We start from the raw sequence: 16,959 nt of genomic DNA, 5'->3' as shown, positions 1-16,959 counted from the left end.
GATGCCCCAGGGAAAACCGGACGTCGTGCCGGACGACGGCCTGACCACGAGGCAGCGGCGCAACCGGCCGCTGCTGATGGTCCACACCGGGCCGGGCAAGGGCAAGTCCACCGCGGCCTTCGGGATGGCGCTGCGCGCCTGGAACCAGGGCTGGCCGGTCGGGGTGTTCCAGTTCGTGAAGTCCGCCAGGTGGCGGGTGGGCGAGGAACGCGCGCTGCGGGTCCTGGGTGACAGCGGCGAGGGCGGCACGGTGGCCTGGCACAAGATGGGCGAGGGCTGGTCGTGGATCCAGCGGCCGGGCGCCGACCACTCCGATGACGCCCGCGAGGGCTGGGCGCAGATCAAACGCGACCTGGCGGCCGAGACCTACCGCTTCTACGTGCTGGACGAGTTCACCTACCCGCTCAAATGGGGCTGGCTGGACCTCGACGACGTGGTGGAGACGCTCACCGGCAGGCCGGGCGCGCAGCACGTCGTGATCACCGGTAGGGACGCCCCGCAACGGCTGGTCGAGGCCGCCGACCTGGTGACCGAGATGGGCAAGGTCCGCCATCCCATGGACGCCGGGCAGAAGGGGCAGAAGGGCATCGAGTGGTAGTGCCCCGGCTGGTCGTCGCCGCGCCCGCCTCGGGCGGCGGCAAGACGACGGTGGCCACCGGCCTGATGGCCGCGCTGCGGAGCCGGGGCCTGCGGGTCTCGCCCCACAAGGTGGGCCCCGACTACATCGATCCCGGCTACCACGCCCTGGCCAGCGGGCGCCCGGGACGCAACCTCGATCCGTGGCTGGTGGGCGAGGAGCGGATCGCGCCGCTGTTCCGGCACGGCGCCCGCGGCGCCGACCTGGCCGTCGTCGAGGGGGTCATGGGGCTGTTCGACGGCCGGGGCGGCACGGACTTCGCCTCGACGGCGCACGTCGCCCGGCTCCTGGACGCGCCGGTGGTCCTGGTCGTGGACGCGGCGGGGCAGAGCCGGTCCGTCGCGGCGCTCGTGCACGGCTTCGCCGGCTTCGACCCGCGGGTGCGGGTGGGCGGTGTGATCCTCAACCGGGTCGGCTCCGCCCGGCACGAGGAGATGTGCCGGGCGGCACTGGCCGGCGTGGCGCCCGTACTGGGCGCGCTCCGGCGCGACGACGCCGTCGAGACGCCGTCCCGCCACCTCGGGCTCGTCCCCGCGGCCGAACGCGCGGGGGAGGCGGCCGCCGCGGTCGCCCGGCTGGGCGGGCTCGTCGCCGGTTCCTGCGACCTGGACGCGCTGGTACGGCTGGCCGCGAGCGCGCCCCCGCTGCCCGGCCCCGTCTGGACGCCGCCGGAACCGGCCGGCGCCCCGGAAGCGGCGGGCTCCGTGACCACGGCCCCGGCGGCCACGACCCGGGCGGCCGGATGGGGCGCGGGACCGGCCGCCGCGCGGGGCCCGCGGTCCGGGCCGGTCGTCGCCGTCGCCGGTGGGGCCGCCTTCACCTTCGGTTACACCGAGCACGTGGAGTTGCTGCGCGCGGCCGGGGCGGAGGTGGCCGTGTTCGACCCGCTGCGCGACGAGCGCCTGCCCGAGGGGGCCGGAGCCCTCGTCATCGGCGGCGGCTTCCCCGAGGTCTACGCGTCCGAGCTCGCGGCCAACGAGGCGCTGCGCCGCGAGGTCGCGGCCTTCGGCGGGCCGATCGCCGCCGAGTGCGCCGGGCTGCTCTACCTGTGCGAGGAGCTCGACGGCAGGCGCATGTGCGGGCGCGTCCCGGCCGGTGCGCGGATGACGCCCAGGCTGACCCTCGGCTACCGGGAGGCCGTGGCCGGGCCGTCCCTGCTGACGCGTCCGGGCGAGCGCTACCGCGGCCACGAGTTCCACCGGACCGCCGTGGACCCGCCCGGCGAGCCGCTGTTCCGCTGGGAGGGCGGCGCCGACGGCTACGGCGACGCCCTCCTGACCGCCTCCTACCTGCACCTGCACTGGGCGGGCGCGCCGGAGGCGGCTCAGCGGCTGGTGTCGTCCTCCAGGTCGCCCTCGGTTTTGAGGTAGACCTCTTGGAGACCACGCAGGATGTCCGGGTCCGGATGCTCCCACATGCCCCGCTCGGCGGCCTCCAGCAGGCGCTCGGCGACGCCGTGCAGCGCCCAGGGGTTGGACCGCGCCATGAACGCCTGGTTCTCCGGGTCGAGCACGTAGGTCTCGGCGAGTTTGTCGTACATCCAGTCGGCCATGACCCCGGTGGTGGCGTCGTAGCCGAACAGGTAGTCCACGGTCGCGGCCAGCTCGAAGGCCCCCTTGTAGCCGTGGCGCCGCATCGCGGCCAGCCACCGGGGGTTGACCACGCGGGCGCGGAAGATCCGCGACGTCTCCTCCGAGAGGGTCCGGGTGCGGACGGCCTCGGGCCTGGTGCTGTCGCCCACGTAGGCTGCCGGAGCCCTGCCGGTCAGCGCCCGCACAGTGGCGATCATGCCGCCGTGGTACTGGAAGTAGTCGTCGGAGTCGGCGATGTCGTGCTCGCGGGTGTCGATGTTCTTGGCGGCGACCGCGATGCGGCGGTAGGCGCTCTCCATGGCGGGACGCGCGGGCACGCCGTCCAGGTCGCGGCCGTAGGCGTAGCCGCCCCACACGGCGTAGACCTCGGCCAGGTCGGCGTCGTCGCGCCAGTTGCGGCTGTCGATCAGCGGCAGCAGCCCGGCGCCGTACGCCCCCGGCGCCGAGCCGAAGACGCGCAGCGTGGCGCGGCGCTCGTCGCCGTGGCCCTCGGCGCGTACGTGGGCGCGCACGTGGTTGTCCTCGTCGTCCTCCTCCAGCCCGGCGACGAGCCGCACGGCGTCGTCGATCAGGACGACCACGTGCGGGAAGGCGTCGCGGAAGAAGCCGCTGATGCGCACCGTCACGTCGATCCGGGGACGGCCCAGCTCCTCCAGCGGAACCGGTTCCAGACCGGTGACGCGCCTGGACGCCTCGTCCCACCGGGGCCGTACGCCGAGCAGGGCGAGGACCTCGGCCACGTCGTCGCCCGCCGTGCGCATGGCGCTGGTGCCCCACACCGACAGGCCCACCGAGCGCGGCCACTCGCCGTGGTCGGCGCGGTAGCGCTCGAGCAGAGAGTCGGCCATGGCCTGCCCGGTCTCCCAGGCGAGCCTGCTGGGCACCGCGCGCGGATCGACGGAGTAGAAGTTGCGCCCGGTCGGCAGCACGTTGACCAGGCCGCGCAGCGGCGAACCGCTGGGTCCGGCGGGCACGTAACCGCCGTCGAGGGCGTGCAGCACATGGCCGATCTCGTCCGTCGTACGGCTCAGCCGGGGCACGACCTCGGTGGCCGCGAACTCCAGGACGCGGGTGACGAGCGGGACGCGGTCCCCGGCTCCGACGTCCGAGGTTCCGACGTTCGCGGTGCCGACTCCCGAGGTTCCGACGTTCGCGGTGCCGACTCCCGAGGTTCCGACGTCCGCGCTTTCGACGTCCGCGGTTCCGGCTTCGGTTTCGGCTCTGGCTTCGGTGGAGCCGGTGGGCGCGAGTACGGTGCCGGCCACCTCGGCGGCGGCGGCCGGGTCCCAGCCGCGCTCCTCCATCGTCTCGACGAGCGTCCTGGCCACCGCCTCGACGCGGTCCACCTCACCCAGCGCGGCGCTGCCGTCCTCGGCCAGCCCGAGCGCCTCACGCAGGCCGGGCAGCGTCCGCGCGCCCGCCCACATCTGCCGGGCGCGCAGCATCGCCAGTACCAGGTCCACCCGCGCCGGGCCCTCCGGGGCCTGGCCGAGCACGTGGAGGCCGTCGCGGATCTGCGCGTCCTTGACCTCGCAGAGCCAGCCGTCGACGTGCAGCAGGAAGTCGTCGAACTCGGCGTCGTGCGGCCGGTCGGTCAGGCCCAGGTCGTGGTCGAGCCTGGCCGCCTGGATCAGCGTCCAGATCTGCGCCCTGACGGCGGGGAGCTTGGCCGGGTCCATGGCGGCGATGGAGGCGTGCTCGTCGAGCAGCTGCTCCAGCCGGGCGATGTCGCCGTAGGTCTCGGCCCTGGCCATGGGCGGCACCAGGTGGTCGACCAGGACGGCGTGCGCCCGCCGCTTGGCCTGGGTGCCCTCGCCCGGGTCGTTGACCAGGAACGGGTAGACGAGCGGCAGGTCGCCGAGCGCGGCGTCGGTGCCGCAGGAGGCGGACATGCCCGCGGACTTGCCCGGCAGCCATTCCAGGTTGCCGTGCTTGCCCACGTGCACCATGGCGTGCGCGCCGAAGGACGACGACAGCCAGCGGTAGGCCGCCAGGTAGTGGTGGCTCGGCGGCAGGTCGGGGTCGTGGTAGATCGCGATCGGGTTCTCACCGAAGCCGCGCGGCGGCTGCACCATCACGACCACGTTCCCGGAGCGCAGCGCGGCCAGCACGATGTCGCCCTCGTGCACGAACAGCTCACCGGGGGGCGGCCCCCAGTGGCGCTCCATCCCCTCACGCAGGTCCCCGGGAAGGGTGGCGTACCACTCCGCGTAGTCGGCGGCGGCGATGCGGATCGGGTTGCCCGCGAGCTGCTCCTCGCTCAGCCAGTCGGGGTCCTGGCCCCCGGCGGCGATCAGGGCGTGGATCAGCGCGTCGCCGTCCTGTTCGGCCACCCCCGGGAACCCCTCGCCCAGGTCGTAGCCCGCCTCGGCGAGGCGGGCGAGCAGGCGCACGGTGCTGGCGGGGGTGTCGAGGCCGACGGCGTTGCCGACGCGCGAGTGCTTGGTCGGGTAGGCCGACAGCATCACCACCAGGCGACGCTCGGCGGGCGGGGTACGGCGCAGCAGGCCGTGCCGTACGGCGATGCCGGCCACCCGGGCGGCCCGCTCGGGGTCGGCGACGTAGACGGTCAGGCCGTCGGGGTCGATCTCCTTGAAGGAGAACGGCACGGTGATGATCCGACCGTCGAACTCCGGGATCGCCACCTGCGAGGCCGCGTCCAGCGGGGAGAGGCCGTCGTCGTTCTCCTCCCACGCCTTCCGGCTGCTCGTCAGGCAGAGACCCTGCAGGATCGGGACGTCGAGCCGGGCGAGCGCGCCGACGTCCCAGGCCCCGTCGTCGCCGCCCGCGCCGGCCGCCGCCGGGTTGGAGCCGCCCGCCGCCAGCACGGTGACGACCAGCGCGTCGGCCCGGCGCAGCGTTTCGAGCAGGCCGGGCTCCGCCGTGCGGAGCGAGGAGCAGAAGACCGGGAGCGCCCGGCCGCCCGCGGCCTCGACGGCCCGGCACAGGGACTCGACGAAGGCGGTGTTGCCCGCCATGTGGTGGGCCCGGTAGTAGAGCACCCCGATCACCGGACCGGTCGTGTCCGCCGCCTCGCGCTCCAGCGGACCCCAGGCCGGGGCCGGCAGGGGCGGTTCGAAGCCCCGGCCGGTCAGCAGCACGGTGTCGGTCAGGAAGGCGTGCAGCTCGGCCAGGTTGGCGGGGCCTCCGTGGGCCAGGTAGGAGTGCGCCTGCGCGCAGACGCCGCCGCTGACGGTGGACAGCTCCATCAGTTCGGCGTCGGGGGCCTGCTCGCCGCCCAGGACGACGACCGGCCGGGGCCCGGCCAGCAGCGCGTCGAGGCCCTCCTCCCAGGCGCGGCGCCCGCCCAGCAGGCGCACCACGACCAGGTCGGCGCCCTCCACGAGGCCGGGGACGTCGTCGGTCAGGAGCCTGGCGGGGTTGCCGAGCCGGTAGCCGGCACCGCTGGCCCTCGCGCTCAGCAGGTCGGTGTCGGACGTCGACAGCAAAAGGACTGTGGGCACGGGGATGTCCTCCCTCGGGGTCCTCGCCCCGGTCGCGGGTGTCGCGACGGCCGGAGTCTCCTGGCTCCCGGATCGACGCTCACCCCGGCCTTCCCTGTGACGGTGGCCTGCGGTGGGGTTCGCTCCCCGGTGACAGTGGCGGGACCGCGCCGGACTCACACCGGCTTCCTCCTGACCTTCGCCTCCGGCAAGCCTATGACGGGAGATCCGCCATGACCATCCACGACTTCCCCCCGGACGGCCGCCCCGGACGGACCCGCCCTGACGGACCGCCACGCCCTGACGGACGGGCGAGTCCCGGTGGGCGAGCACGTCCCGACGCCTGCCCGGGGACGGTCCAGGTGCACCAGGCCGCCGACGGCCCGCTGGCCCGGGTGCGCACGCCGGGCGGCATCCTCACCGCGTCACAGCTGCGGGAGCTGGCCCGCTGCGCCCGCGACCTCGGCTCCGGGGTGATCGAGCTGACCTCGCGCGCCAACGTGCAGGTGCGGGGCCTGCGCGACCCCGCCGCCTTCGCCGCGCGGATCGCGGAGGCCGGGCTGCGGCCGTCGGACACGCACGAGCGGGTGCGCAACATCGTCGCCGCGCCGTCGGTGGACGGCGCGCTCGTGGCCGAGCTGGACCGGTCCCTGTGCGCCCGGCCGGAACTGGCCGGACTGCCCGGCCGGTTCCTTTTCGCGCTGGGCGGCACCGGGCTGCCCGCCGACGCGGCCTCCGTCGACGGCCGGCTGCTGCTGGCCGGGTACGAGGTGGACGGCGTGCCGGGCACGGTCCACGGCCTGCTGGAGGCGGCGGCGGCCTTCCTGCGGCTGCGTACCGACGAGTGGCGCGTCTCCGAGCTGGTGGACGGCCCGGCGAGGATCGCCGCCGAGCTGAACGGGACGGCGGGCGCGTACCGGCCGCCCCTCCATCCGGAGCGGCCCGCCGGACTGGTGGAGGCACTGGTGCCGCTGGGCCGCCTCACTCCGGAACAGGCCCTGGCGCTCGCCGGCCTCGCCGAGCGGGCCTCGACGCCCGCCGGTCCCGCCGGTCCCGCCGGTCGGGCCCCGGAACCCGCCGGTCCCGCCGAGCGGCCTCCGGAGCCGCCGACGCCGGGGCGGCCCGTCGCGCACCCCGGCCCCGCCGGGCGGGTCACCGTACCCCCCGACTCCGAGGTACGGCTGTCGCCCCGCCGTACCGTCTTCGTCGCGGACCGCCCCGGCGTCGGCGGCGCGCTGGAGGCGGCCGGGCTCATCACCGACCCGGACTCCCCCTGGACGGGCGTGACCGCCTGCGCGGGACGGCCCGGATGCGCCAAGGCCCTGGCCGACGTGCGGGCCGACGCCGCGCGCTGGGTGCCCCGGCGTCACACGGAGCTGCCCGTGCACTGGGCGGGTTGCGAGCGGCAGTGCGGGCTGCCGCCCGGCCGGGTCGTGCGGATGGTCGCCACCGCCGACGGATACGAGGAAAGGCATCAGTGACCGACTACATACGCGACGGCGCCGAGATCTACCGGCTGTCGTTCGCCACGATCCGCGCCGAGAGCGACCTGGACGGCCTGCCACCCGAGGTCGCCCGGGTGGCGGTACGGATGATCCACGCCTGCGGCATGACCGACCTGGTGCGCGACCTGGACTGGTCGCCCGGGGCGGTCGTCCGGGCCGAGCGGGCGCTGCGCGCGGGCGCGCCCGTGCTCTGCGACGCCATGATGGTCGCCTCCGGCGTGACGCGCCGTCGTCTCCCCGCGGGCAACGAGGTCGTCTGCACGCTCGGCGACCCGCGCGTCCCGGAGCTGGCCGAACGCCTGGGCACCACGCGCAGCGCCGCCGCCCTGGAGCTGTGGCGGGACCGGCTGGAGGGCTCCGTGGTCGCGATCGGCAACGCGCCCACGGCGCTGTTCCGCCTGCTGGAGCTGGTCGCCGAGGGGGCGGGGCGCCCGGCGGCGGTCCTGGGGATCCCGGTCGGCTTCGTCGGCGCGGCCGAGTCCAAGCGGGCGCTGGCCGACAGCGACCTCGAACACCTGGTGGTGCACGGCCGCCGCGGCGGCAGTGCGATGACGGCGGCGGCGGTCAACGCCATCGCGAGCGAAACGGAGTGAGTCACATGTCGGGACGCCTGTACGGCGTCGGCCTCGGGCCCGGCGACCCCGAACTGGTCACCGTCAAGACAGCCCGGCTGATCGGCGAGGCGGACGTGGTCGCCTACCACGCCGCGCGGCACGGGCGCAGCATCGCCCGGTCCATCGCCCGGCCGTACCTGCGGGAGGGGCAGATCGAGGAGGCGCTGCAGTACCCGCTGACCACGGAGACCACCGGCCATCCGGGCGGCTACCAGGGAGCGCTCGACGACTTCTACGCCGAGTGCGCGGCCCGGCTCGCCGCGCACCTCGACGCGGGGCGGACCGTGGTGGTGCTGAGCGAGGGTGACCCGCTCTTCTACGGCTCCTACATGCACATGCACAAACGGCTGGCGCACCGCTACCCGACCGAGGTGGTGCCGGGCGTCACCTCGGTCAGCGCCGCGTCGGCGGTGCTCGGCCGCCCGCTCGTGGAGCGCGACGAGGTGCTGACCGTGCTGCCCGGCACGCTGCCGGGCGAGGAGCTGGCCGAACGGCTGCGCGGCACGGACTCGGCGGCCGTCATGAAGCTGGGACGCTCCTTCGCCAAGGTGCGCGACGCCTTCGCCGAGGCCGGACGGCTCGACGACGCCTGGTACGTCGAGCGGGCCACGATGGGCGGCGAGCGGGTCGCGCCGCTCGAAGACGTGGACCCCGAGGGGGTGCCGTACTTCTCCCTGGCGCTGCTGAGCAGCCCGGCGGAGCGCGCCTTCGTGCCGCGACCCGTGCCGGACCCGGTCCCGGGCACCGCGGCCGGGGAGGTCGTCGTGGTCGGGCTCGGCCCGGCCGGGCGGCCCTGGCTCACGCCGGAGGCCCAGGACGCGCTGGCGACCGCCACCGACCTGGTCGGATACGGGCCCTACGTGGACCGGGTCGAGCCGAACCCGCGCCAGCGGCGGCACCGAACCGACAACCGGGTGGAGGCGGAACGGGCCCGGCACGCCCTGGAACTGGCCGGTGAGGGACGCCGCGTCGCGGTGGTCTCCTCGGGCGACCCGGGGGTGTTCGCCATGGCCAGCGCGGTCCTGGAGGCCGCGGCCGGCTTCCCGGACGTGCCGGTGCGGGTGGTGCCGGGGCTGACGGCCGCCCAGGCGGTCGCGGCCAGGGCGGGCGCGCCGCTCGGGCACGACCACTGCGTGATCTCGCTGTCCGACATCCTCAAGCCGTGGGAGGTGGTCGCCGAGCGCCTGTCCGCCGCCGCGCGGGCCGACCTGGTGCTGGCGATCTACAACCCGGCCTCGCGCAGCCGTACGTGGCAGTTGTCCGCCGCCCGTGACCTGCTGCTGGAGCACCGTGATCCGGGTACCCCGGTGGTGATCGGCCGCGCCGTCGGCGGCCCCGACGAGAGCGTCACCGTCACCTCACTCGGCGAGCTGGACCCGGCCGCGGTGGACATGCGCTGCCTGCTCATCGTCGGCTCCTCCACCACCCGCGTCACCGGGACGGGCGCGGTCTACACGCCGCGCCGCTATCCCTGAGCCCGGCCGGCGGACACCCCGCCGCGTCGCCCTCGGGACCGGCTCGCGGGCACGGCCCGCGCCGCTACCCCTGAGCCCAGTCCGCGGCCTCGGCCACGGTGGCGACGCGGCGCAGGCCCGGTGGTGGCGGCGGCCGGTCCACCATGACCACCCGGAGGCCGGCCCGCCGTGCGGCGACGAGCTTCGCGGTGGTCATGGAGCCGCCGCTGTCCTTGGTGACGAGGACGCCGAGCCGGTGGTCGCGGATGAGGGCCAGCTCGCCCTCCACCGTGTACGGCCCGCGGCTGAGGATCACGTGGACGTTGTCCGGGACCGGCGGCTCCGGCGGGTCCACGGACCTCGCCAGGAACCACGCGCCGGACAGACGCGTGAAGACCGGCAGGCTGCGGCGGCCGGTGGTGAGGAACACCCGGTCACCCGCGCCGATCAGCCCGGCGGCCCCCTCCAGCGTGGGCACCCGCAGCCAGGCGTCCCCCGGCTCCTCGTGCCAGCCGGGCCGCCGCAGGATCAGCAGGGGGACGCCCGTGCGGTCGGCGGCCTCCGCCGCCGACGCGGTCATCCTGGCCGCGAAGGGGTGGGTCGCGTCCACCACCGCGTCGATCCGCTCGGCGCGCAGCCAGGCCGCCAGCCCGTCGGGGCCGCCGAAGCCGCCCTCGCGGACCTCCCCGACGGGCAGGCGCGGGTCGGAGACCCGGCCCGCCAGCGAGGAGACGACGCGCACGCCACACGCGGTCAGTTCTCCGGCCAGGGCGCGGGCCTCCGCGGTGCCGCCGAGGATCAGGACGCGCCGCACGCGCGGTCCCGTTCGGCGCTGTAGAGGTGGCTGTCCGGGAACCGGCTCGCTGTGAGCGCCCGGCCCACGACGATCACCGCGGTGCGCCTGATCCCCGCCTCCTTCACCTGCCCGGCGATGCCGGACAGCGTGCCGCGCAGGATGACCTCGTTCTCGCGGCCCGCGTAGGCGACCACGGCGACCGGGCAGTCCCCGCCGTAGTTCGGCAGCAGCTCCGCCACGACGGCGTCGATGCGCTGGACGGCCAGGTGCAGCACCATCGTGGCGCGGCTGGCGCCCAGCGTCGCCAGGTCCTCGCCGGGCGGCATCGGGGTGGCCCTGGCCGAGGTCCTGGTGAGGACGACCGTCTGGGCGACCCCCGGGACCGTCAGCTCCCGCCGCAGGGAGGCGGCCGCCGCGGCGAAGGCGGGCACGCCGGGCACCACCTCGTACGGCACGCCGAGCTCGTCGAGCCTGCGCATCTGCTCGGCCACCGCGCTGAAGATCGACGGGTCGCCCGAGTGCAGCCGGGCCACGTCCCGGCCGCAGGCGAGCTCCTCGACGATCTCGTCGAGGGTGAGACCGGCGCTGTCGACGAGCCGGGCCCCGGGCGGGCAGGCGTCGAGTAGCTCGCGCGGCACCAGGGAGCCCGCGTACACGCAGACCGGGGCCTTCTGGAGGACACGCAGCCCCCGTACGGTGATCAGGTCGGCCGCGCCGGGACCGGCGCCGATGAAGTACACGGTCATGGGGTGTCCTTCCTGACGGACCAGACGGTGACGGGCATCGCCGCGCGCCAGCCGGTGAAGCCCCCGACGGGCGAGGCGCGCTGTACGGCCAGGCGCACGAGGTCGCCGCCGAGCCTGCCATACCAGCCCGCGACCACCGCCTCGGACTCCAGCGTGACGGCGTTGGCCACCAGCCGGCCGCCCGGAGGCAGCGCGGCCCAGCACGCCTCGACGAGGCCGGGCACGGTGACGCCGCCGCCGACGAAGACCGCGTCGGGGCGGGGCAGCCCGTCCAGCGCGGCGGGCGCGGCGCCCTCGACCACCCGCAGGGCGGGCACGCCGAGGGCGTCGGCGTTGCGCCGGACGCGGGCGGCCCGTTCGGGACGGCTCTCCACGGCGACCGCCCGGCAGGACGGGTGGGCGCGCATCCACTCGATCGCGACGCTGCCCGCGCCCGCGCCGACGTCCCACAGCAGCTCGCCGGGGAAGGGCGCGAGCCGCGACAGGCTCACCGCGCGGACCTCGCGCTTGGTCAGCTGGCCGTCGTGCTCGAAGGCGTCGTCGGGCAGGCCCGGCACCCGGGCGAGCGGCCGCGACCCGGGCGCGGCCACGCAGTCGATCGCGATCACCCTCAGATCGCTTCCGGTCGTCCGCGGACCGTTCCCGGTCGTCCGCGGACCGTCCCCGGTTACCCGCGGGTCGTCCCCGGCCGTCCGGGGGTCGTCCCCGATCGCCTGCGGGCCGCTTCCGGCCGTCCGCGGGTCGCTCTCGGCGACCACCGTCTCCGTCGGCGCGCCCAGGTCGGACAGGACGACGACCCGGCTCGGGCCGTACCCGGCCTCGTCCAGCGTGTCGCCGACGACGGCGGTGGAGCCGCCCAGCACCAGGACGCGGCGGCCGGGCTGCAGGGCGGCGCGGAGGGCGGCGGGCGGGCGGCCGACGAGGTTGACGACCTCGACGTTCTCCATCGGCCAGCCCAGCCGGGCGCAGGCCAGCGACACCGACGACACGTGCGGCAGCACCCGGACCCGCTCGGCCCCGAGCAGCCGGACCAGCGTGGAGCCGATCCCGTGGAACATCGGGTCGCCGCTGGCCAGCACGCATACGACCCGTTCCGGTGGTGGGCCCGATGACGGGTCCGGCGGTGAGCCCGGTGGTGAGCCCGGTGGTGGGTCCAGCAGCGAGTCCAGCAGGCCGGGGAGGTTCGGCAGAAGCGGCGAGGGCAGCGGGACGCGCTCCGCGCCCGTCTCGGGCACCAGGGCGAGCTGGCGGGCGCTGCCGACCACGACGTCGGCGGTCTCCACCGCGCGGCGAGAAGCGGGGACGAGCCCCTCCCAGCCGTCGGCGCCGATGCCCACGACGGTGATCACACGTCGCCCGGAACCGGCCACATGCCGTCCGGTGTCGGCCACACGCCGCCCGGCGCGCGCGTGACCCGAATTCCCGGCGTCGTCCGGGCCTCGGCCGACCAGGTTCACCTGACTCCTTGAGGCTGATAGCAGGAAATATCGTACAAGTCGCCGCGTGACAGACTGTGGACCGTGAAGCGGCTACTGATCATCGGCATCGGCGCGGGCGACCCCGACCATCTCACCATCCAGGCTTCCAAGGCCATCGCCGCCACCGACGTCTTCTTCGTCATCGGCAAGGGCGAGGAGAAGGACGACCTGGTAAGGCTGCGCAGAGACCTCATCGAGGAGCACGGCCGCCCGCCGTACCGGATCGTCGAGGGCCGCGACCCCGAGCGGGACCGGACCGCGGACGCCTACGCCGAGGCCGTCGAGGACTGGCGCGCCCGGCGGGCCGCGCTCTACGAGCGGATGATCGACGACTCCCTGGCGGACGGCGAGACCGGCGCCTTCCTCGTCTGGGGCGACCCCGGCGTCTACGACAGCACCCTGGCCATTCTGGAGCGGCTGCCCTTCCCCTTCGAGGTCGTCCCCGGCATCAGCGCCGTCTCCGCGCTGACCGCCCGCCACCGCACCACCCTCACCAGCGTCGCCAGACCCGTGCACATCACCACCGGCCGCCGCCTCGCCGAGGAGGGGCCGACCGCGGACGACATGGTCGTCATGCTCGACGCCCGCTGTGCCTTCTCGGGCCTGGACGACTTCCACATCTACTGGGGCGCCTATCTCGGGACCGAGGACGAGATCCTGGTGGAGGGGCCGGTGGGAGAGGTCGGCGACCGGATCCGTGAGCTGCGGGCCGAAGCGCGGGCCCGGAAGGGCTGGATCATGGACACGTATCTCCTGCGCCGCCGCACCTGACGGACGCGGAACTTCTCCCCCGCGGATTCGTTGGAACAGATCATGCCGGTCCCCCTGAAAGACCAGACGTTGCGCTACCCCGCCCGCTCCCTGGTGATCCTGACGGGGCTGCCGGGTGCGGGGAAGTCCACCCTGCTGTCGCGGCTGTACGGCCTCGACGCGGCGGCGAGCGAGCCCGTCGTCGTCGGGAACACGGTGGTCATCGACTCCTACCAGTCGCGTAACCGGTGGGCGGGGCGGCTGCCGTCGGCCCCCGCGCCGGTGCGCCGCGCCGTCGTGTTCGCCACCCATTTCTGGCGGATCGGCCGCTCGGTCGCCCGCGGGCACCCGGTGATCGCCCACAACCGGGGGTGCGGCCCGCTCGTGCTGTACGGGTTCGCCCTGCTGGCCCGCAGAAGTAAAGCGCAGCTGCACCTGCTGATGCTCGACGTCGAGCCGGAGACGGCGCTGGCCGGTCAGCGGGCCCGCGGCCGGGTGGTGGACGAGGTCACGTTCGACCGGCACCGCCGCCGCTGGGAGGCGCTGGCCGGCCGGGCGCGGGCCGGGAGACCGGTTCCCGCCTCGGGGGTGACGGTGATCGACCGGAGCGTCGCGAGCCGGCTCCGGTCGATCGACTTCGGCTGACCGCGCCCCGACCGGCCCGCCGGCCCGGCCCCGCCCACCGGCCCGGTGTCCCGGGCGCGCGGCGGACCGGGGTCAGGGCTGGAAGCGGTAGCCCATGCCGGGCTCGGTGATCAGGTGGACGGGACGCGCCGGGTCCCTCTCCAGCTTGCGGCGGAGCTGGGCCAGGTACTGGCGCAGGTAGTGCGTCTCCCTGACGTACCGCTCGCCCCAGACCTCGGTCAGCAGCTGCCGCCGGCCGACCAGTTTGCCGGGGTTGCGCACCAGGATCTCCAGCAGGCGCCACTCGGTGGGCGTCAGCCGCGTCCCGCCGGAGACGGTCTTGCCGCTCAGGTCGACCACGTGGTCGCCGATCCGGACGCTGGCCGGCTCGGCCTCCCGTACGGCGGAGCGGCGCGAGACCGCGCGGACGCGGGCGAGCAGCTCGTCGATGCCGAAGGGCTTGGTGACGTAGTCGTCGGCCCCCGCGTCCAGCGCCTCGATCTTGTCCTGGCCACCGGCGCGGCCGGACAGCACGATGATCGGGACACTGGTCCAGCCGCGCAGGCCGCAGATGACCTCCACCCCGTCGAGGTCGGGCAGGCCGAGGTCGAGGATGACCAGGTCGGGATGCCAGTCGGCGGCCTGCCGCAGCGCCGAGCCGCCGTCGGCGGCGACCGCGACCTCGTAGTGGCGGGCGACGAGGTTGATCCGCAGCGCGCGCAGGAGCTGGGGCTCGTCGTCGACGACGAGGATCCGGGTCACGACGGCGCCCGCACGGCCTGTGCCCGCGAGGAGACGGGCATTCTCAGGATCATGGTCAGACCTCCTCCGGGTGTCTCCTCCGGCGTGAGGGTGCCCCCCATGGCCTCGGTCAGGCCGCGGGAGAGCGCGAGCCCCAGCCCGACGCCGGTGTGGTTGTCGCGGTCGCCGAGACGCTGGAACGGCATGAAGACCCGCTCGTACGCCTCCGGCGGGATGCCGGGGCCGCGGTCGACGACGCGGATCTCGACGTGGTCGCCGTACAGGCCGGCGGTGATCAGCGTCTTCTCCCCGGGCGGACTGTAGCGGACGGCGTTGGCCATCAGGTTGACCAGCACCCGCTCCAGCAGGGCCGGGTCGGCGACGACCTCGGGGAGCTCCACCGGGATGTCGCCCTCGACGCCGTCGCGGAGCGGGCCGAGGTCGTCGACCGCCCGGGGCACGATCTCCTCCAGCCCGACGGGCTGCAACGCCAGGCCGAGGACCCCGGCCTGAAGGCGGCTCATGTCCAGGAGGTTCGCCACCAGCCGGTCCAGCTTGACCAGGGACTCGTCGGCGGTGGCCAGCAGTTCCTCCCGGTCCTCGGGCGACCAGTCGATCTCGGTGTTGCGCAGGCTCTCGACCGCGGCCCTGGCCGAGGCGAGGGGGCTGCGCAGGTCGTGGCTGACCGCGGCGAGCAGCGCGGTGCGCATCCGGTCGGCCTCGGCCAGCGGCCTGACCCGCTCGGCCTCCGCGCGGAGCCGTTCCTGGCGCAGCGCCACGGCCGTCTCGGCGGCGAACGCCTCCAGCACGCGGCGGTCGGCGGCCTGGAGCAGCCCGCCGGAGGCGGCGAGGGAGAGCTCGTCGTCGATGACCACCTCGGTGCCTGCGGCGGCCGGGCACGTGCAGGGCGGGCCGCCCGCGGTGGCGACGATCCGCCACGCCTCCGGGTCACCCTGGTCGTCGGGCGTCCGGCGCGCCTCGGGCCGCCGTTCGAGCAGCGTCACCGACTCCAGGCCGAAGGTCTCCCGGATGCGCGCCAGCAGCGACGGCACGGCGGCGTCGCCGCGCAGGACGTGCCCGGCCATCGTCGCCAGGGTCTCGGCCTCCGCGCCGGCCCGCGCGGCCTCCCTGGTACGGCGGGCCGCGAGGTCCACGACGGCGCTCACCACCACCGCGACCAGGACGAAGACCACCAGTGCGAAGAGGTTCTCCAGCGCGTAGATCGTCAGGGTGTGGACCGGCGGGGTGAAGAAGTAGTTCAGCAGCAGCGAGCCCAGCACCGCCGCCGTGACGGCCGGCCACATGCCTCCGACGAGCGCGACGCCCACGACCGCCGTCAGGAACAGCAGGATCTCGCTGGGCAGCGCCAGCCGGTCCCGGAACGGGACGAGCGCCGCGGTGAGCGCCGGCATGCCGGCGACCGTGATCGCCCAGCCGGCCAGCCGGCGCGTCCGGGTCAGCGCGGCGGCCGACCGCGCCCGGCCGCGGCGGCCCCTCTTCGCCTCGGCATGGGTGATCATGTGGACGTCGATGGAGCCGGACCGCGCGGTGGTCTCCACCCCCACCCCGCGGGAGAGGATCTGCGCGAACCGGCCGCGGCGGGAGGCGCCGAGCACGAGCTGGGTGGCGTTGACGCCGCGGGCGAAGTCGAGCAGCGCGCCGGGTACGTCGTCGCCGACGACCTGGTGGTAGGTGCCGCCCAGGTCCTCGACGAGGGTGCGCTGACGGACCAGGCCGGCCGGGTCCGCGCCGGTCAGGCCGTCACCGCGGACCACGTGGACGGCCAGCAGGTCGGAGCCCTTGGTCCGCGCGGCGATCCGGGCGGCCCGCCGGATGAGCGTCTCGCCCTCCGGGCCGCCGGTCAGCGCGACGACGACGCGCTCGCGGGTCTCCCAGGTGCTCTCGATGCCGTGCTCGGCGCGGTAGCGGTCGAGCTGGTCGTCCACCTTGCCCGCCACCCACAGCAGCGCCAGCTCGCGCAGCGCGGTGAGGTTTCCGACCCGGAAGTAGTTCGCCAGGGCGGCGTCCACCTTCTCCGGGGCGTAGACGTTGCCGTGCGCCATCCGGCGGCGCAGCGCCTCGGGCGCCATGTCGACCAGCTCCACCTGATCGGCCCGCCGTACGACCTCGTCCGGAACGGTCTCGCGCTGCGGGACGCCGGTGATCTCCTGGACGACGTCGTTGACCGACTCCAGGTGCTGGACGTTGACGGTGGTGATCACGTCGATGCCGGCGTCGAGGATCTCCTCGATGTCCTGCCAGCGTTTGGCGTTCCGCGACCCCGGCACGTTGGTGTGGGCCAGCTCGTCGACCAGCGCGATCCCTGGGCGGCGGGCGATGACCGCCTCGGCGTCGAGCTCGGCGAAGGTCGTTCCCCGGTGGGACAGGACCTTGCGGGGGACCACCTCCAGATCGTCGAGCAGCTCGGCGGTGCGGGGACGGCCGTGGGTCTCCACCAGGCCCACGACCACGTCCTGCCCGCGGTCCCGCCTGCGCCGGCCCTCGGCGAGCATCGCGTACGTCTTCCCGACGCCGGGAGCGGCGCCCAGGTAGACACGCAGCCGCCCGCGTGGCACGTC

At 75.2% G+C, this 16,959-nt stretch carries 13 protein-coding genes and 1 riboswitch; of the genes, 7 read left to right on the top strand and 6 right to left on the bottom strand.

Annotated features, from left to right (window positions below; all coding sequences use genetic code 11):
- Position 1: 1 nt before the first annotated feature.
- Both cobO and ACZ6W9_RS03410 read left to right on the top strand, forming a co-directional pair.
- Positions 2 to 598 carry a cob(I)yrinic acid a,c-diamide adenosyltransferase gene (cobO, locus tag ACZ6W9_RS03415; protein WP_389961619.1) on the top strand — a complete coding sequence of 199 codons (597 nt, stop codon included), beginning with the start codon at positions 2 to 4 and terminating at the stop codon, positions 596 to 598.
- The gene (locus ACZ6W9_RS03410) at positions 592 to 2,007 is read left to right on the top strand and encodes a cobyrinate a,c-diamide synthase (protein WP_470116654.1); all 1,416 of its coding nucleotides are present in this window, start codon (positions 592 to 594) and stop codon (positions 2,005 to 2,007) included. Before cobO ends, ACZ6W9_RS03410 begins: the two co-directional genes overlap by 7 nt.
- Here the strand turns inward: ACZ6W9_RS03410 and cobN are convergent.
- Entirely contained in the window at positions 1,962 to 5,693 is a 3,732-nt protein-coding gene (gene cobN / locus ACZ6W9_RS03405; protein WP_470116653.1) for a cobaltochelatase subunit CobN, read from the bottom strand. The two genes, ACZ6W9_RS03410 and cobN, sit on opposite strands and share 46 nt — an antisense overlap.
- Positions 5,694 to 5,746: 53 nt before the next feature.
- Positions 5,747 to 5,864: riboswitch (cobalamin riboswitch) on the bottom strand.
- A gap of 170 nt (positions 5,865 to 6,034) precedes the next feature.
- Between cobN and ACZ6W9_RS03400 the strand changes: the two genes are divergently transcribed.
- The 3 genes from ACZ6W9_RS03400 to ACZ6W9_RS03390 are packed head-to-tail and all read left to right on the top strand — an operon-like array spanning position 6,035 to position 9,266.
- Positions 6,035 to 7,153 carry a hypothetical protein gene (locus ACZ6W9_RS03400; protein ID WP_470116652.1) on the top strand — a complete coding sequence of 373 codons (1,119 nt, stop codon included), beginning with the start codon at positions 6,035 to 6,037 and terminating at the stop codon, positions 7,151 to 7,153.
- Positions 7,150 to 7,770 carry a precorrin-8X methylmutase gene (locus tag ACZ6W9_RS03395; protein WP_389961627.1) on the top strand — a complete coding sequence of 207 codons (621 nt, stop codon included), beginning with the start codon at positions 7,150 to 7,152 and terminating at the stop codon, positions 7,768 to 7,770. Before ACZ6W9_RS03400 ends, ACZ6W9_RS03395 begins: the two co-directional genes overlap by 4 nt.
- A 5-nt stretch (positions 7,771 to 7,775) precedes the next feature.
- On the top strand, positions 7,776 to 9,266 hold the full coding sequence (locus tag ACZ6W9_RS03390) for a precorrin-2 C(20)-methyltransferase (protein ID WP_389961629.1): 1,491 nt from the start codon (positions 7,776 to 7,778) through the stop codon (positions 9,264 to 9,266).
- 64 nt (positions 9,267 to 9,330) lie between these two features.
- Here ACZ6W9_RS03390 and ACZ6W9_RS03385 read toward each other — a convergent pair whose 3' ends face one another.
- From ACZ6W9_RS03385 to cbiE, 3 genes are read right to left on the bottom strand one after another with little or no spacing between them, the layout of a single operon-like run.
- Positions 9,331 to 10,059, bottom strand: coding sequence for a cobalt-precorrin-6A reductase (locus ACZ6W9_RS03385; protein WP_389961631.1), 729 nt, complete (start codon positions 10,057 to 10,059; stop codon positions 9,331 to 9,333).
- Positions 10,044 to 10,787: a precorrin-4 C(11)-methyltransferase gene (cobM, locus tag ACZ6W9_RS03380; RefSeq protein WP_362940207.1), complete on the bottom strand. Its 744-nt coding sequence runs from the start codon at positions 10,785 to 10,787 to the stop codon at positions 10,044 to 10,046. Before cobM ends, ACZ6W9_RS03385 begins: the two co-directional genes overlap by 16 nt.
- Entirely contained in the window at positions 10,784 to 12,136 is a 1,353-nt protein-coding gene (cbiE, locus tag ACZ6W9_RS03375; protein ID WP_389961633.1) for a precorrin-6y C5,15-methyltransferase (decarboxylating) subunit CbiE, read from the bottom strand. Before cbiE ends, cobM begins: the two co-directional genes overlap by 4 nt.
- A gap of 171 nt (positions 12,137 to 12,307) precedes the next feature.
- On the opposite strand from cbiE, the gene cobF reads away from it, so the two are divergent.
- On the top strand, positions 12,308 to 13,036 hold the full coding sequence (gene cobF / locus ACZ6W9_RS03370) for a precorrin-6A synthase (deacetylating) (RefSeq protein WP_389961635.1): 729 nt from the start codon (positions 12,308 to 12,310) through the stop codon (positions 13,034 to 13,036).
- Between the two features lie 42 nt (positions 13,037 to 13,078).
- Positions 13,079 to 13,660, top strand: a complete 582-nt coding sequence (locus tag ACZ6W9_RS03365) for an AAA family ATPase (RefSeq protein WP_362940216.1) — start codon at positions 13,079 to 13,081, stop codon at positions 13,658 to 13,660.
- Between the two features lie 72 nt (positions 13,661 to 13,732).
- Here ACZ6W9_RS03365 and ACZ6W9_RS03360 read toward each other — a convergent pair whose 3' ends face one another.
- Together ACZ6W9_RS03360 and ACZ6W9_RS03355 are read right to left on the bottom strand one after the other, a co-directional pair.
- Positions 13,733 to 14,401 (bottom strand): response regulator, encoded by a 669-nt coding sequence (locus ACZ6W9_RS03360; protein ID WP_389961637.1) that lies wholly within the window; start codon positions 14,399 to 14,401, stop codon positions 13,733 to 13,735.
- Entirely contained in the window at positions 14,398 to 16,956 is a 2,559-nt protein-coding gene (locus ACZ6W9_RS03355; RefSeq protein ID WP_389961852.1) for a DUF4118 domain-containing protein, read from the bottom strand. The genes ACZ6W9_RS03360 and ACZ6W9_RS03355 overlap by 4 nt, the downstream gene beginning before the upstream one ends.
- Positions 16,957 to 16,959: the final 3 nt, after the last annotated feature.

Source organism: Streptosporangium sp. NPDC053982 (genome assembly GCF_055585205.1).
The sequence above is the reverse complement of the archived record's forward strand: the minus strand, read 5'-3'. Positions and strand labels throughout refer to the sequence as shown.

Coding starts and splice junctions, on each gene's coding strand:
- ACZ6W9_RS03365 (WP_362940216.1), top strand. CDS start 13,079: ATGCCGGTCCCCCTGAAAGACCAGACGTTGCGCTACCCCGCCCGCTCC.
- cobM (WP_362940207.1), bottom strand. CDS start 10,787: ATGACCGTGTACTTCATCGGCGCCGGTCCCGGCGCGGCCGACCTGATC.
- cobO (WP_389961619.1), top strand. CDS start 2: ATGCCCCAGGGAAAACCGGACGTCGTGCCGGACGACGGCCTGACCACG.
- ACZ6W9_RS03390 (WP_389961629.1), top strand. CDS start 7,776: ATGTCGGGACGCCTGTACGGCGTCGGCCTCGGGCCCGGCGACCCCGAA.